This is a genomic window from Thiopseudomonas sp. SA1F2-1K (genome assembly GCF_057443035.1).
Genome location: NZ_CM172014.1, coordinates 1,281,973 through 1,302,162 on the forward strand (window position 1 = coordinate 1,281,973; position 20,190 = coordinate 1,302,162).

Annotated in this window: 14 protein-coding genes and 3 tRNA genes; 8 read left to right on the forward strand and 9 right to left on the reverse strand. The window is 48.3% G+C overall.

What is annotated here, in order from left to right:
• Nucleotides 1–80 precede the first annotated feature (80 nt).
• A complete protein-coding gene (locus AC2T15_RS06210) occupies nucleotides 81–1,046 on the forward strand; it encodes a LysR substrate-binding domain-containing protein (RefSeq protein WP_486777792.1) in 966 nt (321 codons plus the stop codon).
• A 292-nt stretch (nucleotides 1,047–1,338) separates the two neighbouring features.
• Here AC2T15_RS06210 and AC2T15_RS06215 read toward each other — a convergent pair.
• From AC2T15_RS06215 to AC2T15_RS06225, 3 genes are all read right to left on the reverse strand, one after another.
• Nucleotides 1,339–1,423 (reverse strand) — tRNA-Leu (locus AC2T15_RS06215).
• A gap of 41 nt (nucleotides 1,424–1,464) precedes the next feature.
• Nucleotides 1,465–1,540 (reverse strand) — tRNA-His (locus AC2T15_RS06220).
• Nucleotides 1,541–1,582: 42 nt separating this feature from the next.
• Nucleotides 1,583–1,659 (reverse strand) — tRNA-Arg (locus tag AC2T15_RS06225).
• A gap of 277 nt (nucleotides 1,660–1,936) precedes the next feature.
• On the opposite strand from AC2T15_RS06225, the gene folD reads away from it, so the two are divergent.
• Both folD and AC2T15_RS06235 read left to right on the forward strand, forming a co-directional pair.
• Nucleotides 1,937–2,794, forward strand: coding sequence for a bifunctional methylenetetrahydrofolate dehydrogenase/methenyltetrahydrofolate cyclohydrolase FolD (folD, locus tag AC2T15_RS06230; RefSeq protein ID WP_053099647.1), 858 nt, complete (start codon nucleotides 1,937–1,939; stop codon nucleotides 2,792–2,794).
• Nucleotides 2,795–2,873: 79 nt separating this feature from the next.
• Entirely contained in the window at nucleotides 2,874–3,527 is a 654-nt protein-coding gene (locus AC2T15_RS06235) for an MBL fold metallo-hydrolase (RefSeq protein ID WP_486777793.1), read from the forward strand.
• Between the two features lie 70 nt (nucleotides 3,528–3,597).
• Here the strand turns inward: AC2T15_RS06235 and AC2T15_RS06240 are convergent, their stop codons facing one another.
• Nucleotides 3,598–8,505: an alpha-2-macroglobulin family protein gene (locus AC2T15_RS06240; RefSeq protein ID WP_486777794.1), complete on the reverse strand. Its 4,908-nt coding sequence runs from the start codon at nucleotides 8,503–8,505 to the stop codon at nucleotides 3,598–3,600.
• 273 nt (nucleotides 8,506–8,778) lie between these two features.
• Between AC2T15_RS06240 and AC2T15_RS06245 the strand changes: the two genes are divergently transcribed.
• Together AC2T15_RS06245 and AC2T15_RS06250 are read left to right on the forward strand one after the other, a co-directional pair.
• A complete protein-coding gene (locus AC2T15_RS06245) occupies nucleotides 8,779–10,437 on the forward strand; it encodes a nitrite/sulfite reductase (RefSeq protein WP_053105597.1) in 1,659 nt (552 codons plus the stop codon).
• Complete coding sequence (locus tag AC2T15_RS06250; RefSeq protein ID WP_486777795.1) at nucleotides 10,421–10,945, forward strand: DUF934 domain-containing protein; 525 nt, start codon at nucleotides 10,421–10,423, stop codon at nucleotides 10,943–10,945. The genes AC2T15_RS06245 and AC2T15_RS06250 overlap by 17 nt, the downstream gene beginning before the upstream one ends.
• A 67-nt stretch (nucleotides 10,946–11,012) precedes the next feature.
• Here AC2T15_RS06250 and AC2T15_RS06255 read toward each other — a convergent pair whose 3' ends face one another.
• The 5 genes from AC2T15_RS06255 to AC2T15_RS06275 form a co-directional block, all read right to left on the reverse strand.
• On the reverse strand, nucleotides 11,013–12,509 hold the full coding sequence (locus AC2T15_RS06255; protein WP_053099652.1) for a helicase HerA-like domain-containing protein: 1,497 nt from the start codon (nucleotides 12,507–12,509) through the stop codon (nucleotides 11,013–11,015).
• Nucleotides 12,510–12,569: 60 nt separating this feature from the next.
• Nucleotides 12,570–13,421, reverse strand: a complete 852-nt coding sequence (purU, locus tag AC2T15_RS06260) for a formyltetrahydrofolate deformylase (protein ID WP_053099653.1) — start codon at nucleotides 13,419–13,421, stop codon at nucleotides 12,570–12,572.
• Nucleotides 13,422–13,504: 83 nt separating this feature from the next.
• A complete protein-coding gene (locus AC2T15_RS06265) occupies nucleotides 13,505–14,239 on the reverse strand; it encodes an MlaA family lipoprotein (RefSeq protein ID WP_053099654.1) in 735 nt (244 codons plus the stop codon).
• Nucleotides 14,240–14,301: 62 nt separating this feature from the next.
• Nucleotides 14,302–15,687, reverse strand: coding sequence for a cysteine--tRNA ligase (cysS, locus tag AC2T15_RS06270; protein WP_053099655.1), 1,386 nt, complete (start codon nucleotides 15,685–15,687; stop codon nucleotides 14,302–14,304).
• A complete protein-coding gene (locus AC2T15_RS06275) occupies nucleotides 15,687–17,369 on the reverse strand; it encodes a glutamine--tRNA ligase/YqeY domain fusion protein (RefSeq protein ID WP_053099656.1) in 1,683 nt (560 codons plus the stop codon). Before AC2T15_RS06275 ends, cysS begins: the two co-directional genes overlap by 1 nt.
• Nucleotides 17,370–17,495: 126 nt before the next feature.
• On the opposite strand from AC2T15_RS06275, the gene AC2T15_RS06280 reads away from it, so the two are divergent.
• The 3 genes from AC2T15_RS06280 to AC2T15_RS06290 all read left to right on the forward strand — a co-directional run bounded on the left by AC2T15_RS06280 (nucleotide 17,496) and on the right by AC2T15_RS06290 (nucleotide 20,181).
• Complete coding sequence (locus AC2T15_RS06280; RefSeq protein WP_053099657.1) at nucleotides 17,496–17,990, forward strand: peptidylprolyl isomerase; 495 nt, start codon at nucleotides 17,496–17,498, stop codon at nucleotides 17,988–17,990.
• Nucleotides 17,987–18,733, forward strand: a complete 747-nt coding sequence (locus tag AC2T15_RS06285; RefSeq protein WP_486777796.1) for a UDP-2,3-diacylglucosamine diphosphatase — start codon at nucleotides 17,987–17,989, stop codon at nucleotides 18,731–18,733. The genes AC2T15_RS06280 and AC2T15_RS06285 overlap by 4 nt, the downstream gene beginning before the upstream one ends.
• Nucleotides 18,734–18,867: 134 nt before the next feature.
• On the forward strand, nucleotides 18,868–20,181 hold the full coding sequence (locus tag AC2T15_RS06290; protein WP_486777797.1) for a short-chain fatty acid transporter: 1,314 nt from the start codon (nucleotides 18,868–18,870) through the stop codon (nucleotides 20,179–20,181).
• Nucleotides 20,182–20,190 lie beyond the last annotated feature (9 nt).

A 20,190-nucleotide genomic window follows, 5' to 3' on the forward strand; every position in this document is an offset into this window, starting at 1 on the left:
TGACTGATCACCTTTACTTCTATCCTTCATTGTCCATGCTAGCCACTCTATTGATTGGCTAGCATGTTATAGGAAGCAAAATGCACGATCTAAATGACCTGTATTACTTTGCAAAAGTTATTGAGCATAATGGATTCTCTGCTGCAAGCCGCGCCATTGGCATCCCCAAGTCGCGTTTAAGTCGCCGCCTTACCGCTCTAGAAGAGCAGCTAGGGGTACGCCTAATTCAGCGTAACACCCGTAGCATTAAAGCCACTCAGCTTGGTGAAGCCTATTACCTGCACTGCAAAGCTATTCTTGAGCATGCCGAAGCTGCTCAATCGTTAGTCGAACGCTCCCTTGCTCGCCCCAAAGGCAGTATTCGCTTATCTTGTCCGCAGCCATTAATTGATCTTCTAATCGCCAGCAAAGTTACTGAGTTTATGACGCTCTATCCCGACGTCAATATTGAGCTTACTCCTAGTGGCCGACGTACCGACCTAATTAAAGAGGGCTATGATCTAGCGATTCGGGTACGCTTTCCACCCTTTGCCGATAGCGATTTGGTCATCCGCCATTTATCACGCAGCCCACAACGCCTACTCGCATCGCCCGAGTTCATTAAGCAACATGGCCGCCCAAACACCCCTCAAGCGCTTTGGAATCTGCCTTCACTGGACTGGGAAAGACCAGGCAAGCAACATTGCTGGGATCTACAGCAAGCCAACACAGAAAAATATGTAATCAATCACACACCACGCTTCGTTACTGATGATTTAGTTGCCTTACGCAACGCGGCTATTTCTGGGGTTGGCCTAGTACAACTCCCTATGCTGATTGCCCATGAGGCAATCGCAGCTGGGCAACTAATCGAAATTTTGCCTCAATGGCAATTAACTGATGGAGTTATTCAAGCTGCTTTCACCTCGCGTCGCGGCATGCTACCTGCAGTTCGGGCTTTTATTGATTTTTTAGCCGATGCCTTCGCCGAAGAAGACTGGTTAACCACACCCTCTCACGCCAGCACACAACAAACAGCCCAACGCTTACGTTTGGTGCAAGGGTAATTGCACTGGCTAGGTAAATCAGCTAACTATTTAAGGCAGTTTGGTCAATGTAGGCGGCACTTACTCTTCAGCCTCGTCCACTTTGCATAACCCCATTTAAGCTAGCTGCTAAGGCGCATATGCAACATCAATAGAGACCAAACACAAATGTACTAAGCAATGTACTTCTTATGCGTGGCTAATGGCAATACAGTGCGAATGCTGGCGAAACGAAAAAATCCGTGAAACCCAAAGGGAATCACGGCTTTAATAGGCTTTTTGCATGACTACGAAAGTCATCGAAAGCTTTATATGGTGCGGACGGAGAGACTCGAACTCTCACACCTCGCGGCGCCAGAACCTAAATCTGGTGTGTCTACCAATTTCACCACGTCCGCAAAACTTGCAGGTTACCTGCTTGACGCAGATAACAAAAATATGGGGTGGACGATGGGAATCGAACCCACGACAGCAGGAATCACAATCCTGAGCTCTACCAACTGAGCTACGCCCACCATATTACTTTACCGCTACTTACCTAGATGCCTAACTTAAGTTGGCACGCCCGGCAGGGCTCGAACCTGCGACCACCCGCTTAGAAGGCGGGTGCTCTATCCAGCTGAGCTACGGGCGCCTTACTTAATCGTATGGCTTTCAGTACAGAATGCTTAGCATCTTTACTGTACCGCGCTGTTTCCAGCTCCAGGCTGTCTGGGTAAGCGGGGCGTATATTAGCATGCTTTTAATATCCGTCAACTGTTTTTTTTAAATTATTTTAAAAATAGTCTGTTAGCGGGCTTTTTTGCTTATTTAATGCACAAGGGATAAATGTTTAGCCCCATGACTTTGCTATCAGTAGCGTCCATGCGAGAATAGCCTCATTTTTCACTGTAATGGCTATTACTTCCCCTATGACTGCACACATTTTAGACGGCAAACAGATTGCCGCAAGCATTCGTCAAACCATCTCTGAACAAGTGGCTCAACGCCTAGAACAAGGCCTCCGTGCGCCAGGCTTAGCTGTCATCTTAGTCGGTAGCGATCCGGCCTCTGAAGTTTATGTTGCCCATAAGCGTAAAGACTGCGAGCAAGTCGGCTTTGTTTCTAAGGCCTATGACTTACCAGAAAGCACCAGCCAAGAAGAATTACTCAATCTGATTGAACAGCTCAATAATGATTCTGAGGTCGATGGTATTTTGGTGCAACTGCCATTACCGGCCCACCTAGACTCTTCAGTGCTACTAGAGCGCATTCGTCCTGAAAAAGACGTGGATGGCTTTCACCCGTTTAATATTGGCCGCCTAGCCCAGCGCATGCCATTACTACGCCCGTGCACCCCTAAAGGTATTATTACCTTACTGGAGCACACTCAAATTGATTTGCATGGACTTAACGCAGTCATCGTTGGCGCCTCCAATATTGTCGGTCGTCCGATGGCCCTAGAACTGTTACTTGCGGGCTGTACTACCACTATCACGCACCGCTTTACCAATAACTTAGAAGAGCATGTACGCCGTGCAGATTTAGTGGTGGTGGCCGTGGGTAAGCCTGGCCTAGTTAAAGGCGAGTGGATTAAAGACGGCGCCATCGTGATTGATGTGGGCATTAATCGCACTGCCGATGGCCGCTTGATCGGGGATGTCGAGTTTGAGGTGGCCGCCCAAAAAGCCAGCTGGATTACTCCTGTACCCGGCGGCGTTGGCCCCATGACTCGCGCCTGCCTCTTAGAAAACACGCTCGAAGCCTGTGAGCACTTAGAGCAACGCTAAGCAGCTATATGGCTGATACCAAGCTGAGTGACGGCAATGTTATTGAAAGTCACTCAGCGCTATCGACCAAGGAGCTTTTATGCCTACCCCTACGGTAACACCTTCCCCACCCCTGATTCGTGAAACTTTTCCCGTTGGGCCTTTACAGTGTAACTGCACGATTATTGGTGATCCCATCAGTAAAAAAGCCTTGGTGGTTGATCCAGGCGGTGATCACGCATTTATTTTACAGCGCCTTCAAGCGCTTAACTTAACCCTAGTCAGCATTATTCACACCCACGCTCACCTAGACCATTTTCTAGCTTCTGGCTTACTCAAAGAAAAAACCGGCGCTACTTTACACCTGCATAAAGACGATAAGTTTTTATGGGATAACCTAGAGATGCAGTGCAATCTATTTGGGGTTCCCTACCAGCCCGTGCCCGCACCGGATTTATGGATCAGTGACGATGAAGAGCTCAGCTGCGGTTGTGTTGCGTTACACACTCCTGGTCATACGCCAGGCTCTATGAGCTTTTGGTTTGCGCAAGACAAGCTCTTGATTGCCGGTGACACCTTATTTAAAGGCGGGATTGGCCGTACCGATTTATGGGGTGGTGATGCTAAGGCTATTCAGCGTTCCATTCGCCAGCGCTTATACACCCTAGACGAAGAAGCCGTAGTGGTTGCCGGTCATGGACCTGACACCACCATTGGCTATGAAATGCGGCAAAATCCTTGGGTAAAAGCCTAGCTTAGTACCCCTTACGGCCTATTGCGCCGTAAGGGGTCACTGTTTTTGCCTACGGACTTTACCTAAGGACTTAAGGACGCCGTGGCACGATGGTTAGCCACTTTGGCGTAGCTCCTTGTGCTTGTAGTTCTGGCCGATACATAGACTCCGCCCGCGGCGCCACCAAGCGATAAGCCCCGGGGGAGACAGCTCGAGCTAAGTACAGTAGATGCTGAGTGCTATCCGCCGACAAATTAAAAGATGCCACATAGCGATCATCTAAAGCGGCTTGATACTCAAGATAACTAGACTCCATGGCATTTAGCCACGTTTTTAGCTCGCCAGTTACCGAGTCCAGTGATGCACTTACTCGATCGAGATTTTGATTTTCAATTTCCAATCCAGCGGGCAGTAAATCCTCAACCAGCACATCGGGAATCGGCTGCGTACTGCGCACCGCTAAGTGCACTACCAGCAACTGCCCACTTTCCACCTGAGTTAAATCCAAAGGCTGGCCCGCCTGATCAAAATATTGGCGCTCAATGCTCAAGCTTTGACTCTGAACGGCTTGCTCAACACTTTTTGGGTAACCAGACAGCGCTAGCTGTAAATAAACTGCTTGCTCACTCCTATTGGTGACACTAAAGCCCTCCGTATAGGCAAAAACCTGTTCCAGACTACGCTGGGCAGGCAAGCTGTGGCTCTGCCCCGCTTGGGTAACGCTTAACTCAAAACCTGCGGCCTGATCCCGAGCGGATGGCAATAGGTTTAAACTGGCCGCTGCTTTAATAATGGCAGCGCGCTCTTGGGTTGAGAGCCATGACTGACGCATGAGCTGCGCTGAAAGCTGTTGCAGGCGCTGCCCAATCGCTGCAGAAGAAGCCTTGGCCTCCACCAATAATGGCAGCATAGTGGCTAAATCACTTAGCTCAGTACCGTAATCACCAAGCCATTGCCGCGCCGGACGCTGCAACTGCAGACCCAACGATAATGCTTCAAGCGCTCGATCCTGATCGCCCATCAAGCTAAGCGCCCGCGACAACTGCAGCAAAGGTACTGGCGCAACCGCCTCAGTTCGACGCTCAAATAACTCTCGTAGCTGACCTAGATTAACCTTGCCCTGTTGCGCTAACACATAACCGGCATAGGCCTGCACCGCAAAGCGATAGTGACTTAAGTTTTCGGTCGCCTCACTATCGATTAAATAACTCTCTTGAATATACCTAGCTAAACGCTGCTCAGCTTTAGTTAAGGCAGCGCTCGGTACTAAAGCCCCTTTGTTTTTCGCCAACTGCAAAAACTCGGTGGCGTAGACAGTTAACCACGGCTGTTCAGCGCCACTGCGGCTCCACATCGAAAAGCCGCCATTATAGTCTTGTAACGACAATAAACGCTCAACCCCATACTGCAACTGGGCTTGATAAGCATCCGCTTGAGTCACAGTTAATGCTTGCTCAAGATCAGCCCGCGATAGATACAATAAAGGCAATGCCCGGCTCACGGTTTGCTCAGCGCAATCATAGGGATACTCAGCCAGTTGCTTAATCTGCTGATTAATTTGTAGCGGCGGCTCTAATGCAGCGCTTAAGCCTAGCGTTGCACCCTGTAACAATAACCCTTGATGAGCATTTTCTGCCAGGGTCCAGGTTTCATCTGGCTGTAACAGCTGCCCATAGATTCGTTTTTGCTCCTTACTGTTCGGACGCACAGTGATCGGCCAGTATTTAGTTAACTGCGAGTAATCTTCATCGGCCAACTCAATACCAGACAGGATTAAGTTTACTGCCCCCTCGCCAAAGCCATAATGCCCTGTTAGCGCAACAGGTATTACCTGCCGTTGCTGAGGCTTTAAGGTCAGTTGCTGAACCTCTACAGCCGTTAGTTGCAGCAGCCCAGTAGCGCTTAACTGCAGCTGCACTTGCTGTGTCTCAGCACTTAAGTTAGTTAGCTCCAACATCGCTTGCACCTGATCACCACTGCCAATAAAACGCGGCATCGCTAACTCTGCTACTACGGGAGCGACCACTTTAGTTAAGCTGTCAGTTGCACCAAACTGATCTTCTTGCCAAGCTTGCGCCATTAAGCGCAGCTCACCATTAAAGTCTGGCATGGCTAAAGTAATAGTCGCTTGCCCTTGCTCATCTAATTGCACCACCTCATTTTGTAGCGAGACAATCACCGGTTTGGCTAAGGCCCGCATTGCACCTGCCTGATCCTCTTCTGCATCACCGCCAAACTTTAATTTAGCTAACTTACCTTGGCTGGCATCAATCAACTGATGGTATACATCGTACTGGTCAATGGCGTATTTTTTCCGGCCATAAAATCCAGCAAATGGATCCGGAGTATTAAAGTCAGTAATAGATAACACGCCACTATCTACCGCGCTTAACAATACCTTAGCCTGCCGTGCAGGTTGACCATCAGCCTGTAGCACCTGCACCTTAGTGGTCAGGTTTTGTAATGGACGCACCTGTTCTGCATGAGCAAGCTGCACCTGTAGCTGCCGATCAGCACGGGCTAAAGGTAAATGCATTAAGCCGATCGCTCGTTTTGGCGTTGCATCAGCTTTTTTTGCGCCTGGTCGCACCACTAAGGCGCTGATATATAAATCGTGCTGCTTCCACTGCTCTGCAATCGGCAGTTCAATCACCTGCACGTCAGTGGTTAAGCTAATCGGTTGTTGCCAGAGCACACCTTGCTGCGATTCCAACAATAAATAGCCTTGGCCTGCATGGGGCGACTGTACGCTAATCTTAGCCACATCGCCTACTTGATAGGCTGGTTGATCTAAGCTGAGCGCCACCTGATCGGGCTTTAAGCCCTGACTGTCTCCCTGCCAACGATAGCCGGCCCAAAACCGCTGACTGCTGCTCACTGAGCTGCCCTCAAGGGCCACCTCTAAACGATAACTGCCCCACTTGACCGGCAGCTTAATCGCCACTGGCTGAGCATCAGTTAGCTTGATTTGCTGGCGCTCCTGCAAAATATCTTGGGCATGATATTTACTACTCCAGCCCTGGCTTTCTGAGTAGCTCCAATAATAATCGCGGCGCTCCTGATATAGCTTTACAGTTAACTCGCCGCTATTGAGCGCCTGTCCTTCACGATCAGTGAGCAGCAGTTCAAACTCGGCTTCAGCGTTTTCTTCTAACTCGTTGCCTTGCAAGCTATGAATACCAATCAACTGCTCGGTTGGAAAAATGGGCTGCCGTAAGGTCCGCGTAAGGGCACGCCCCGAGCTTTCTAAAAGACTGACTTGCGTTTGTAATTGCGCTGGAGAGTCTAGGTTTTGCCACTGGGCATTTAGGCTCAACTGGCCTTGGCCTTGTGCATCTAAGCGCACACTATTTAGGGTGAAATTATCACTGGGTTTGGCATCAACTAGGCCAAACTCAAAGCCTTTAAGCTCGGCAAATGGCTGTCTTAATGGCACCACGCGAGCCTGCGCCTCGACACTATTACCATCCGCAGGAGCACCATATAAATAGCGCCCTTTAACAGCGATCACTAAATCCGTCTCCCCAGTCAGCACTGGTCGATCAGGCGTTAAATCCAAAGCCATCCGCTCGGGTAAAAAATCCTCCACGCTAAACTCATAGTGGCTTACTTGGCCATTACCTAACTCGGCCTCTAAAGCCCAGCGGCCGACAGGTGCACCCTGACTTAAGGCAATAGTTTCCTGTAAAAAACCCTTGCTAACGATGTAAGTTTTATCGGCGGTGACTAAGCCATCGGGGCGCTTAACCCGTAGCTTAATTGGCTGTTCACCGAGCAATTGACCATCACTATCACGCAATAATAAATTCACCGTGACCTGCTCACCGGGGCGATATAGATCGCGTGCAGCAAATAAATACAGCTGCATAGCGCCCGCTTCAGCCCCACTAAGATCAAAGGCGGATAAATCTAAAGCAGCACGATCTAAACGCACGATACTGGTTTGTTGTTGATAGGTAGCGATGACTGCCGCTGCTTTGGGCGCAGCATTTAATCGTAAAATGCCTTGGCTATCGGTCAGTCCTTGCTCAAGGGTTTTACCGGCCTGATCCAGTACCCGCACCTCAACTTTAGACATCCCAGCCCCCTGGGTTAGGTTTTGACTAAAGATATCTAAATACTGCGCCGACTGATGCACCGATAAGCCTATGTTGCTTATCGAGAACACTGTGGCTGGCAGACTGTAGCTGTAATCACCGGCTGGGCGCAGCACTGCAAAATACAAGCCAGCTTCAGACAACGGTTTGATGCCCGCTAACGGCAGTAAGCTTTGCTCACGTGTATTGGTCGTTGTTTCTAAGGCAAAACGGCCGCTATACACTAACTCGGCCATTTTTAATAAGGATTCTGCTTGCCATAGCTCAAGGCGATTATTGTCCGACCACTGACTAATAAACGGCAATAACTTATCGGCTTTGACCCGAAAAAAGTCTACTTCAACCTGATCCACATTCAGGCTAATAATGGGTAAGCCCTCCGCCATGGCTTCCGGCAGTAAACTGCCTTTACTGGCAAACCCAACGACCGCCTGTAAATCATTACTGGTTAATTGCTGTTGATACTCTTTATTTAAAATTTGCCCTGCTAAACCGGGTAACCCTGCTTTGATTTGTAGCTGTAATTTAGTCGCTGGTGGCAAATCAAGAAAGTAAGCTTCGGTAAGCGACTCAGCTAATACCCAGCTACTTTCTAAACGCCCTTGTTCACTGTCGGCTAACACCAAGTACTGAGCCAGATCCACAGTGTCTGCCAAGGGCGCGCTAAAACTGACTTGCAGCGCATTACTTCCTTGATACTGGGTTTCTTCTACATTTTGTACAGTCAATGGCTGCTGTTGGTACTCTGCTATTAAATGGGCACGGGCTTCAGCGGTCAGCGGCTGCCGTGGTTCCAGTAAGTCGTTAGATTTAGTTGTAGCGGCAGGCGTTGCCTGCTCAGAATCGCAGCCTTGGAGCACTAATAATGAAGCAATAAAGGTAAGGATTGCTAAGTATTTCATAAACCGCCCGCCAAAAAGAGTAGCCCCAAAACTGGGGTAGAAGGCATTCATCATAGCGGAATATCAGCCAGATCGCGCCCTCGTTTTCTCAACTGTGCGTTCCTGCCACTCACCCTCCTGTATAACCAAAGCATCTAGTTATAGCTTAATTTATTACTTCAGACTCTTAGCAGCCACTGCTAGCCTGCTGTATCTAATTAGTCAAAGCACCATGATTCGCTTCAATGGATATGCTAAGCAACACACTCTTTAGCCTGTGAGAATACAAGCACTATGTATAAATATGATCAGTATGATCAACAACTGGTTGAACAACGGGTGGCGCAATTTCGTGAGCAAACCGAGCGTTATCTTGCCGGTACCTTAAGTGAGGAAGAGTACCTGCCGCTACGCTTACAAAATGGGCTGTATGTGCAGCGTTACGCCCCGATGCTACGAATTGCTGTGCCCTACGGCTTAATGTCTAGCGCTCAGCTACGCATGTTGGCCACAATTAGTCGCCGTTACGATAAAGGCTACGCCCATATCACTACCCGCACCAACGTACAGCTCAACTGGCCAGAAATTAAAGATGTGCCCGATATTTTAGCGCAACTGGCCAGTGTGCAAATGCACGCTATTCAGACCAGTGGCAACTGTATTCGCAACACCACTACCGATCAGTTTGCAGGAGTAGCCCGCGATGAAGTGGTGGATCCACGGCCGTGGTGCGAGATTATTCGTCAATGGTCCACCTTCCATCCTGAGTTTTTACGCTTACCACGTAAATTCAAAATTGCCGTTAATGGCTGCGCCCAAGACCGGGCAGCCATTGAAGTACATGATATTGGCATTGAAGCCCTTAAAAATGCCCAAGGTGAACTCGGCTTTAAAATTTTAGTAGGGGGTGGACTTGGTCGAACGCCAATTATTGGTAGTGTAATTAATGAGTTTTTACCATGGCCGCATCTCTTAAGCTACTTAGAAGCAGTATTGCGGGTCTATAACCGCTTTGGTCGCCGTGATAATAAATATAAAGCACGTATCAAAATTTTAGTTAAAGCCTTAACCCCTGAAGGATTTGCCGAAAAAGTGGCCGCAGAATGGCAGCACTTAAAAGATGGGCCCATTACCCTCACTGAACAAGAAGTAGCGCGGGTTTCGGCACATTTTGTTGATCCGGCCTATCTGCCCCTTAATGACGAAGCTGAGCTACTGGCGCAGCAATTTACTGAGCACCCAGGTTTTCAGCGGTGGTACTCACGTAATGTGACTGCACACAAAAAGCCAGGTTACGTGGCTGTAACCTTATCGCTGAAAAAAACCGGTATTGCACCTGGCGATATTACTGCTGATCAGCTGGATGCGGTTGCTGAGTTAGCTGATCGCTATAGTTTTTCTGAGGTACGCAATACCCATGAACAAAATATGGTGCTGGCTGACGTCGAGCAGCGCCAGCTGTTTGCATTGTGGCAAGCATTAAAAAGTCTAGGTTTTGCTACGCCTAATATTGGTTTGTTGACCGATATTATTTGCTGCCCAGGTGGTGACTTCTGCGCCCTAGCCAATGCCAAATCAATTCCAATTGCCGAGGCAATTCAACAGCGTTTTGCTGATCTGGATTATCTATTTGATATTGGTGATCTTGATCTCAATATTTCTGGCTGCATGAATGCCTGTGGTCACCACCACGTTGGCAACATTGGCATTTTAGGCGTAGATAAAAAAGGCGCTGAGTTTTATCAAGTCTCTATTGGTGGCGAAAGTGGACGGCACGCCAAACTCGGTAAAATTCTGGGGCCTTCCTTTGCCCAAGAAGATATGCCCGACGTAATTAACAAACTGATCGACGTTTATCTTGAGCAGCGCACCGAGGAAGAGCTGTTTATTGATACCTACCAACGGATTGGCCTCAGCCCATTTAAGGAGCGTGTCTATGCAAGTGCTGATTAACCCGCAGCATCAGGTAATAGCGAACGACTGGTTACTACTCAGCGCTGAAGCCGAACTGACTGCTGAATACCTCGCTCAGTTGGCAGGAAACAACCTACTGGTGCCCAGTGCGCTGTGGTCTGTCGTTCACCAAGCCCTTGCAGGTAATGCTAACCTTGGATTGTACCTAGAAAGTCATGAGCTCATTGAACAGCTAATTGAAGAGTTAAAGCCTGCACTGCTGCGACAGCCACTGATTGCTTTGAACTTTGCCAGCTTTACCGATGGTCGGCACTTTACCAATGCGCGCTTGCTCCGTGAACGTTATCAGTTTAATGGTGAAATTCGCGCCATTGGCGATGTCGCTGTCGATCAGCTGTTTTATTTACAGCGCTGCGGCTTTAATAGCTTTACGGTTCAAGCCGCGGATCAAACGCTTGCTTTAACCCAGCTAAACGCTCATCAGCCTAGCTATCAAGCGGCTTGTGATGAGCACTTGCCGCTGTATCGGCGACGTCTGGCGCTCTAAAATAAAGGCCCCATTTGCTCTGCTTATGGGGCCTTTTGCTGCGCTTAAGCTATCTGCTCTTTACGTGTTAACGACGTTTCTTGCCGCCGGTTAAAGAACCTAAAATACCTCGCACAATTTGATTACTGATGCGGTTAACCGCTTGACGAATAGTGGTTTGCATCACCTTGCCGGCAAAGTCAGTCACGGCACCGCCCGCCACTTCAGCCAAGCTGCCAGACTTCGTTGCCTTGGAATTAATCGGTGGTTGCGCGGCTTGATCAGCAGCGGCTTGTTCAGCTCGGGCACTTAAAATCTCGTAGGCCGACTCACGATCAAAAGGCTTATCATAGCGTCCAGATAAAGGCGAACGGCGCATCACCTCACTGCGCTCCTGCTCGGTTAGCGGCCCAACCCGTGATTGCGGCGGCGCCACGGCTAACCACTGCACCCTAGTTGGCATCCCTTTCGGCTCTAAACTACCAAACAAGGCCTCACCAATCCCCAGCTCAGTTAGCATCGTTAAGCTATCAATTTCAGGGTTGGGGCGAAAACCATCAGCCACTGCCCGCAATGCCTTTTGCTCCTTAGCGGTAAAAGCCCGTAATCCATGCTGCACACGCATACCCAGCTGAGCTAAAATTTCATCAGGCAAATCTGCTGGCGACTGAGTAACAAAATACACGCCTACGCCCTTCGAGCGAATTAAGCGCACCACTTGCTCTAACCGATCACGCAATGCTTTTGGAGTGCCCTTAAAGAGTAAATGCGCCTCATCAAAAAATAGCGCTAATAGTGGTTTGTCTGCATCACCTCGCTCAGGTAGCTGCTCAAACAATTCAGCCAGCAACCAAAGTAAAAAAGTGGCGTACACCTTAGGCGCGTCATGAATTAAGCGTGCGGCATCTAATAAGTGGATACGTCCTCGCCCATCTGGATCAGGGCGTAGTAAGTCTTCTAACTCAAGGCCTGGCTCACCAAAAAAGTGTTCAATCCCCTGCTGCTCTAAAATCGCCACCTTACGCAGTAACGCATTGGCAGACTGACGCGTAAATAGCGCTTTATCTTCACCTAACGCTTCTGGCGTATCGAGCAAATAGTTCATTAGCGCTTTAAGGTCTTTCACATCCAGCAGCAATAAACCATCACGATCAGCAATCTTAAACACGGTGTATAGCACGGCTTGCTGGCTATCGGTTAACTCTAATAAGTTACCCAATAATAACGGCCCCATATCACTGAGCGTAGTGCGCATTGGGTGACCGCTTTCACCGTAGATATCCCACAGACTCACAGGATAGGCTTTAGGCGTGTGCTCTAGCCAAGGCATAGAAGCAATGCGCTCGGCAATTTTACCTTTAGGCTCACCTTGCGCCGCAATACCGCAGAGGTCACCTTTTACATCAGCCGCAAATACAGCCACCCCTGCCTCACTAAAAGCCTCGGCTAAGCGTTGCAAAGTAACGGTTTTACCGGTTCCAGTCGCCCCAGCAATAATGCCATGCCGATTAGCTAAACGTAATAAATGACCCAGCGGCTGATTGTGCTGATCTGCGCCTAATAATAGGATGTCTTCAGTCGGCATAAATAGGTGCTCCTGCTTGCAGTAAAAAGCCGCGATCAACGCGGCTTCTAAGGTACTGTGTTAATCAAATACCACTGTTTTGTTATCGTGAATAATAACTCGATCTTCCAAGTGATAGCGTAAACCACGCGCCAGCACCATTTTCTCTACATCTTTACCTTGGCGCACCATATCAACAATGGTATCGCGGTGACTGACTCGCGCCACATCTTGCTCAATAATTGGGCCCGCGTCTAAATCTTGGGTGACATAATGACAGGTTGCACCAATTAACTTCACTCCGCGCACTGCCGCCTGATGATAGGGCTTAGCGCCAATAAAGGAGGGCAAGAAACTATGGTGAATATTAATCACTTGGCCAGCATATTTTTCACATAAATCTGGCGGGAGAATTTGCATATAACGCGCCAGAACTACGCAGTCTGCCTGATGCTCATCAATTAACCGACTCACTTCATCAAATGCTGGCTGCTTATCTTTAGGATTCACCGGAACATGGAAAAATGGGATACCATGCCATTCCACCATGCTACGTAAGTCATCATGGTTGGCAATCACGCAAGGAATGTCACAGTCCAGCTCATTACGCGCCCAGCGGTGTAACAGATCAGCTAAGCAATGGGAGTCACGGCTTGCCATTAATACCACACGCTTTTTCACTGCCGAATCAGTCACATTCCACTGCATAGAAAATTCATTGGCAATCGGTGCAAAGGCTTGTTTAAAGCCTTCTAAATCAAATGGCAAAGACTCCGCGCGAATTTCATGGCGCATAAAAAACCAACCGCTTTGCTCATCTGAGTGGTGACTGGCTTGATGAATCCAACCATTATAGGTGGCTAAAAAATTACTCACCTTGGCCACAATACCTACACGGTCAGGACAGGCAATCGTCAAGCGAAACGTTCGCATGCACTATTACTCCAAAAACTATAATTAACTCAAATAAATCTTGATGACTGCAAAACGCTTAGCAGCGACAGCGCCAATGATTACTAAAAGTCATCCACTACATCGCCGTCATTCACTCGATATTCGCGGTTTTGCAAATAAGCGTTACGAATAAAGCGATAACGATCGCCAGTCATATAACGTTCTAATGGAATCAACTTGGCACGGGTATCTACCACATCTAATGCAAAGCTGCTATTGCGTACCGGAACATCATTAATGTAGCGATAAGGGCTGTTATAATTATCTGGCAATTTACCAAACGCATCACGTACTGTGCTGGGGCCAAAAAATGGCAACACCAGATAAGGACCACTGCTGACCCCCCACTTACCTAAAGTTTGCCCGAAGTCTTCTTGGTTACGCTGCAACCCCATTTTGGTTGCCACATCAAAAAAACCCAGTAAGCCAAAGGTGGTGTTAAATAGAAAACGCGCCGTATCGACACCGGCCTCGTGCATTTTACCCTGCACCAGGTTGTTAGCTAGATTACGAAATTCACCCACATTCTGAAACATATTGTGGATACCGTCCTCTACGGGATCCGGCGTAATTTTACGATACCCAGCAGCCAAAGGTCGTAGCGCCCAACGGTCTAAGGTGTCATTAAAGACAAATACCTTGCGGTTGAAGCTTTCCCAAGGATCAGCTGCTTTTTCTGCGGCCTCCCAAGGTAGATCTTGGTCCTCATCCCACTCTTCTTCTGCTAAGACTTGCGTACTGCTGAGTAAAGCAGCAGCGGCCAAGCTCAAACTTACACGGCCGAATCTATTACGCATGGTGCGTCTCCATTAATAATTAAATTGGTCTGCAGCCTAACGCTGACTGCAGACCCTCATGGTTACTCAGCTAAGCGCCAACCAGTACCGCCCTTTCCATCTTCCAGCACAACGCCCATGGCGGTCAGCTGGTCACGAATCCGGTCAGACTCAGCCCAGTCCTTAGCTTCACGTGCGGCAATTCTCTGCTCAATCAGCGCTTCTACGGCAGCAGCATCCACCTTATTAGCAGCGCCAGCTTTCAAATAGGCTTCAGGCTCCATTTGCAAGACACCCAAAACGCCTGCTAATTCACGCATACGTGCAGCTAATGCTGCCGCTGCTGATAGATCAGTGCTACGCAAACGATTGACTTCCCGAGCCATATCAAACAGAACCGCACAGGCTTCAGGCGAATTAAAGTCATCATCCATTGCCTGATTAAAGCGCTCAACAAAACTTTCACCACCGCTCGCTGGCACTTCAGGCAAGCCTTTTAGGGCATTATAAAAGCGTTCTAACGCTGAGCGCGCCTCACGCAGGCTATCTTCTGAATAGTTGATTGGACTGCGATAGTGGCTGGCCACCAATAAATAGCGAACTACTTCAGGGTGATACTTAGCCAGTACTTCACGGATAGTGAAAAAGTTGCCTAAAGACTTTGACATTTTCTCACCATCCACCCGTACCGCGCCGGCATGCATCCACGTTGCGGCATATTGTTTGCCGGTTGCTGCTTCACTTTGGGCAATTTCATTTTCATGGTGTGGGAAAACTAAATCTGGCCCACCGCCATGAATATCAAAGCTATCGCCAAGGCAGCAAGTAGACATCACCGAGCACTCAATATGCCAGCCAGGGCGTCCTTCTCCCCAAGGTGAAGTCCAACTAGGCTCACCGGGCTTAGCGGCCTTCCAGAGCACAAAGTCCAGTGGACTTTCTTTGGCTTCATCCACTTCAACCCGCGCACCACTTTGTAAGTCATCCAGTTTACGGCGCGACAGCTTGCCATACTCGGTGAACTTATGAACCCGATAATACACATCACCGTTGCCAGGCGCGTAGGCATAACCTTTATCAATTAGGGTTTGAATCATTTGAAACATGCCATCGATATGCCCTGTTGCTCGCGGCTCCTGATCAGGACGCAGGACATTTAAGCGTGCTTCGTCTTCATGCATCGCGGCAATCATACGCTCGGTTAAAGCGGTAAAAGGCTCACCATTTTCTACCGCACGCTGAATAATTTTGTCGTCAATATCAGTGATATTACGCACATAATTAACTTCATAGCCGCGGTGACGTAACCAACGGGTGACCACATCGAAAGCCACCATGACTCTCGCATGCCCAATATGACAGTAGTCATACACGGTCATACCGCACACATACATGCGCACTTGATTACCCACTAAGGGTTTAAATAACTCTTTTTGTTTTGTCAGCGTATTGTAAATCGCTAAACCCATTACTGCCCCCATGAATCACGCAAAGTTACGGTCCGGTTAAATACCAAGTGATCAGCACTGCTGTCTTCGCTATCTAAACAAAAGTAACCTTCACGCTCAAATTGGAAGCCTTGCCCTACTTCTGCGCTCGCCAATGAAGGCTCGGCGCGGCAACCGGTTAATACCGTTAACGAGTTAGGGTTGATATTGTCTAAGAACGACTCGGCATCGCTACCATCTTCGTTTTTATCAGGGTTAGCTGTTTTAAATAAGCGATCATATAAGCGCACTTCACACTCAACACTTTCTGCCGCCGGCACCCAGTGAATGACTCCCTTTACCTTACGGCCTTCAGGGTTTTTGCCTAGGGTGTTTTCATCATAGCTGCAGCGCAGTTCAATAATGTTGCCATCCGCATCGCGGATCGCTTCATCGGCGCGAATCACGTAACTGCCACGCAAGCGCACTTCACCGCCTGGGACTAAACGCTTAAAGCCTTTTGGTGGCTCTTCTTCGTAATCACTGGCGTCAATATACAGCTCGCGAGAGAACGGCAAGGTACGGGTTCCCATATCTTGCTTCGGGTGGCGCGGTAATTCTAGCTGCTCAACCTGACCTTCTGGGTAGTTAGTAATGACCACCTTAATTGGATTCAGCACACACATTGCACGACTGGCATTGGCATCAAGGTCCTCACGAATACAGAACTCCAGCATCCCCATATCGACAATACCGCCAGCACGGTTAACCCCGATCATATCGCAGAAATTCCGAATCGAGGCTGGCGTATACCCACGACGACGGAAGCCACTAATGGTGGACATACGTGGATCATTCCAACCATTCACATGACCTTCATCCACTAACAGTTTTAACTTGCGCTTACTGGTAATGGTGTAGTTCAAGTTTAAACGGGCAAACTCATACTGACGCGGATGTGCCGGAACCGGTAACTGCTCTAAGAACCACTCATACAATGGACGGTGATCTTCAAACTCTAAAGTACACATTGAGTGGGTGATCAACTCAATGGCATCAGATTGGCCATGGGTAAAGTCATAACTTGGATAAATGCACCACTTATCACCGGTTTGATGGTGATGGGCATGACGAATCCGGTAAAGGATTGGATCGCGCAGGTTCATGTTAGGCGATGCCATATCAATTTTAGCGCGCAATGCGCGCGCACCGTCTGCAAACTCACCGGCTTTCATCCGGGCAAATAAATCTAAGTTTTCTGCTACTGAACGCTCACGAAATGGGCTGTTTTTACCCGGCTCAGTTAGGCTGCCACGGTATTCACGTGCCTGCTCAGGTGAGAGATCACAAACGTACGCTTTACCTTGTTCAATTAAATATACGGCCCACTCGTGCAACTGATCAAAGTAATCAGAGGCATAACGCACCTCGCCATCCCACTGAAAACCTAACCAACGAACATCGTCTTTAATTGACTCGACGTATTCAAGATCTTCTTTAGCTGGGTTAGTATCGTCAAAACGTAAGTGACACACGCCGCCAAACTCTTCTGCCATGCCAAAGTTTAAACAGATAGACTTAGCATGACCGATATGCAAATAACCATTAGGTTCGGGTGGAAAACGCGTCACAATGCTTTGATGCTTTCCTGACTCAAGATCATCACGAATAATGGTACGAAGAAAGTTAGCGGCAACCGTTACAGTAGAATCTGGCTTACTCATGGGATTCCTAGCAATATCGAATTTGGCAGCCAAGGTAGGCTGAACGAAATAAAGGGCTTATCATACCTGAACAGGTCAGCATGCTGACAGTTCTATGTATCTTTTGACATTTTGGATTTTATTTACATGATTAAATTACACACCAATCACGGCGTTATCACGATTAAACTCTTTGCTGACCAAGCGCCTGAAACCTGCGCCAACTTTAGCCAATACGTCAAAGAAGGTCATTACGACAATACAATTTTTCACCGTGTTATCAATAACTTTATGATTCAAGGCGGTGGCTTTGAAGCTGGGATGGTGCAAAAAAACACCCGTGCCCCCATTAAAAACGAAGCCAATAACGGCCTCTCCAACAAAACTGGGACGCTTGCCATGGCACGCACCATGGACCCCCATTCAGCTTCAGCGCAGTTTTTTATTAACGTCAGCGACAACACCTTCCTTGACCACACCGCACCAACCACCCAAGGTTGGGGGTATGCAGTTTTTGGTGAGGTGGTTGAGGGCATGGACGTGGTCAATCAAATTAAAGCGGTTGAGACCACCACCCGCGCTGGCCACCAAGATGTGCCACGCGATGATGTAATCATTGAAAAAGCTGAGATTGTTGAGTGATTTTATTCATCTCTGATCTGCATCTGCAAGAACAACGCCCGGATATTAGCCGGGCGTTTTTCAACTTTCTCCAGCAACACGCCCGCGACGCTCAGCAGCTGTATATTTTAGGCGACTTTTTTGAGGTTTGGATTGGCGATGATGCCATGAGCGAATTTCAGCAACAGGTTGCCCACGCCCTGAAGCAACTGAGCCAACATGGCTGCCAAGTTTTTTTAATGCATGGCAACCGCGACTTTTTAATCGGCCAGCAATTTTGCCAGCTCGCAGGCTGTACTTTACTGCCTGATCCTAGCGTCATTCAGATTCAACAAACGCCTATTTTACTCAGCCATGGCGATCTGCTGTGCACCGAAGATGTGGAATATTTAAAGATGCGCCGTATTTTGCGCAACCCCCTAGCACTTTTTATTCTACGTCATTTGCCGCTAACCCTTCGCCATAAGCTCGCTCGCGGACTACGTAATCAAAGTCAGTCACGCACTTCAATGAAAGCGGCCAGCATCACCGATGTCACCCCCGAAGCGGTGGCACCTTTTATGCAAAAATATGGTGTTCACACATTAATTCATGGGCATACCCATCGCCCAGCCAAGCACGCAGTCATCCTAAACAATCAACAACCAGCCACCCGAATTGTGCTGGGCGACTGGGATAAAGCCCTGTGGTATCTGCGCTGCGATCCGCAACAAAGTCCTTTAACCTTTAGCTTGCAACAAACGCCAATCACTGCTTTACCTTAAGGTAAAGATACTCCCTAACGTATTGATTTATAGCGAGTAAAGCCATTAGTCGAATTGCCAGTTTTTTCCTAACTAGCGTATAACGTGGCCAACGCCATAGCAGTTTATGGCGACCTATAATAAGACTAAAAACCATGTTACGACTCTTATCTAAACCTGCGGTCAAGCTGGTAGAACGCTACCTGCCTGATCCTTATATCTTTGTGCTACTACTCACCATTGTGGCTGCCGTTTGTGCGCTATTTATTGAGCAAAGTTCGCCCATCCAGATTGTCCGTTATTGGGGTAACGGCTTTTGGAACCTGCTGTCTTTCTCCATGCAAATGCTTTTGGTACTGGTTACCGGGTTTATGCTGGCTAACTCACCACCGGTCAAAAAACTGTTAGTGGCAATCGCTAAAACAGCTAAAACCGCTGGCGGAGCTATTTTATTGGTGACCTTTATTTCCTTGGCTGCCAGCTGGATTAACTGGGGCTTTGGTTTAGTGGTTGGCGCCATTTTTGCTAAAGAATTAGCTCGCCAAGTTAAAGTGGATTACCGCCTACTGGTTGCCAGTGCTTATTCGGGATTCTTGGTCTGGCACGCGGGATTAGCCGGCTCGATTCCACTCACTATTGCCACCGAAAATCACTTCAGTGCTGCACAAATTGGGGTGATTGGCACGGATCAAACCATTTTCTCCAGCTTTAACTTACTGATCGTGCTGTGTATTTTCATTGCAGTACCATTGGCTAACCGTTTAATGATGCCTAAAGCTGAAGACAGTATTTATATTGACCCTAAGCTGCTAGAAGAGCCTGAAGAAGTTATCAGCAATGATCCTAACCGCCCTGCTGAGCGCTTAGAAAATAGCCGCACGTTAGCCTTACTCGTAGGTTTTTCTGGATTAATCTACTTAGTTGATTATTTCTTTAACAGTAGCGGCAGCCTGAACCTGAACATTGTTAACTTTATGTTCTTATTTTTGGCCATTATTCTGCACGGTACCCCACAGCGCTTACTCAATAGCCTGCAAGAAGCAGTGAAAGGCGGTGCTGGGATTGTGATTCAGTTTCCTTTCTATGCCGGCATCATGGGCATTATGATTGATTCTGGCTTAGCTAAAACACTCTCGGAGTGGTTTGTCTCCTTCTCTAGCGCCGCGTCTTTGCCATTTTGGTCCTTTATCAGTGCCGGTATCGTCAATATTTTTGTTCCCTCTGGAGGTGGCCAGTGGGCGGTACAAGCGCCGGTGATGCTGCCCGCAGCAATTGAATTAGGCGCAGATATTCCAAGGGTTGCTATGGCGGTTGCTTGGGGCGATGCCTGGACTAACTTACTGCAGCCATTCTGGGCTCTGCCAGTACTGGGTATTGCTGGATTAAAAGCCAAAGACATTATGGGCTTTTGTTTAATCTTACTGATTATTACTGGCGCGATTATTTCGCTGGGGCTTACCTTCTTTTAACCCCAATCC

Coding starts and splice junctions, on each gene's coding strand:
- AC2T15_RS06245 (WP_053105597.1), top strand. CDS start 8,779: ATGTATAAATATGATCAGTATGATCAACAACTGGTTGAACAACGGGTG.
- AC2T15_RS06235 (WP_486777793.1), top strand. CDS start 2,874: ATGCCTACCCCTACGGTAACACCTTCCCCACCCCTGATTCGTGAAACT.
- AC2T15_RS06275 (WP_053099656.1), bottom strand. CDS start 17,369: ATGAGTAAGCCAGATTCTACTGTAACGGTTGCCGCTAACTTTCTTCGT.
- AC2T15_RS06240 (WP_486777794.1), bottom strand. CDS start 8,505: ATGAAATACTTAGCAATCCTTACCTTTATTGCTTCATTATTAGTGCTC.
- AC2T15_RS06210 (WP_486777792.1), top strand. CDS start 81: ATGCACGATCTAAATGACCTGTATTACTTTGCAAAAGTTATTGAGCAT.
- AC2T15_RS06265 (WP_053099654.1), bottom strand. CDS start 14,239: ATGCGTAATAGATTCGGCCGTGTAAGTTTGAGCTTGGCCGCTGCTGCT.
- AC2T15_RS06290 (WP_486777797.1), top strand. CDS start 18,868: ATGTTACGACTCTTATCTAAACCTGCGGTCAAGCTGGTAGAACGCTAC.
- folD (WP_053099647.1), top strand. CDS start 1,937: ATGACTGCACACATTTTAGACGGCAAACAGATTGCCGCAAGCATTCGT.
- AC2T15_RS06280 (WP_053099657.1), top strand. CDS start 17,496: ATGATTAAATTACACACCAATCACGGCGTTATCACGATTAAACTCTTT.
- cysS (WP_053099655.1), bottom strand. CDS start 15,687: ATGGGTTTAGCGATTTACAATACGCTGACAAAACAAAAAGAGTTATTT.
- purU (WP_053099653.1), bottom strand. CDS start 13,421: ATGCGAACGTTTCGCTTGACGATTGCCTGTCCTGACCGTGTAGGTATT.
- AC2T15_RS06255 (WP_053099652.1), bottom strand. CDS start 12,509: ATGCCGACTGAAGACATCCTATTATTAGGCGCAGATCAGCACAATCAG.
- AC2T15_RS06250 (WP_486777795.1), top strand. CDS start 10,421: ATGCAAGTGCTGATTAACCCGCAGCATCAGGTAATAGCGAACGACTGG.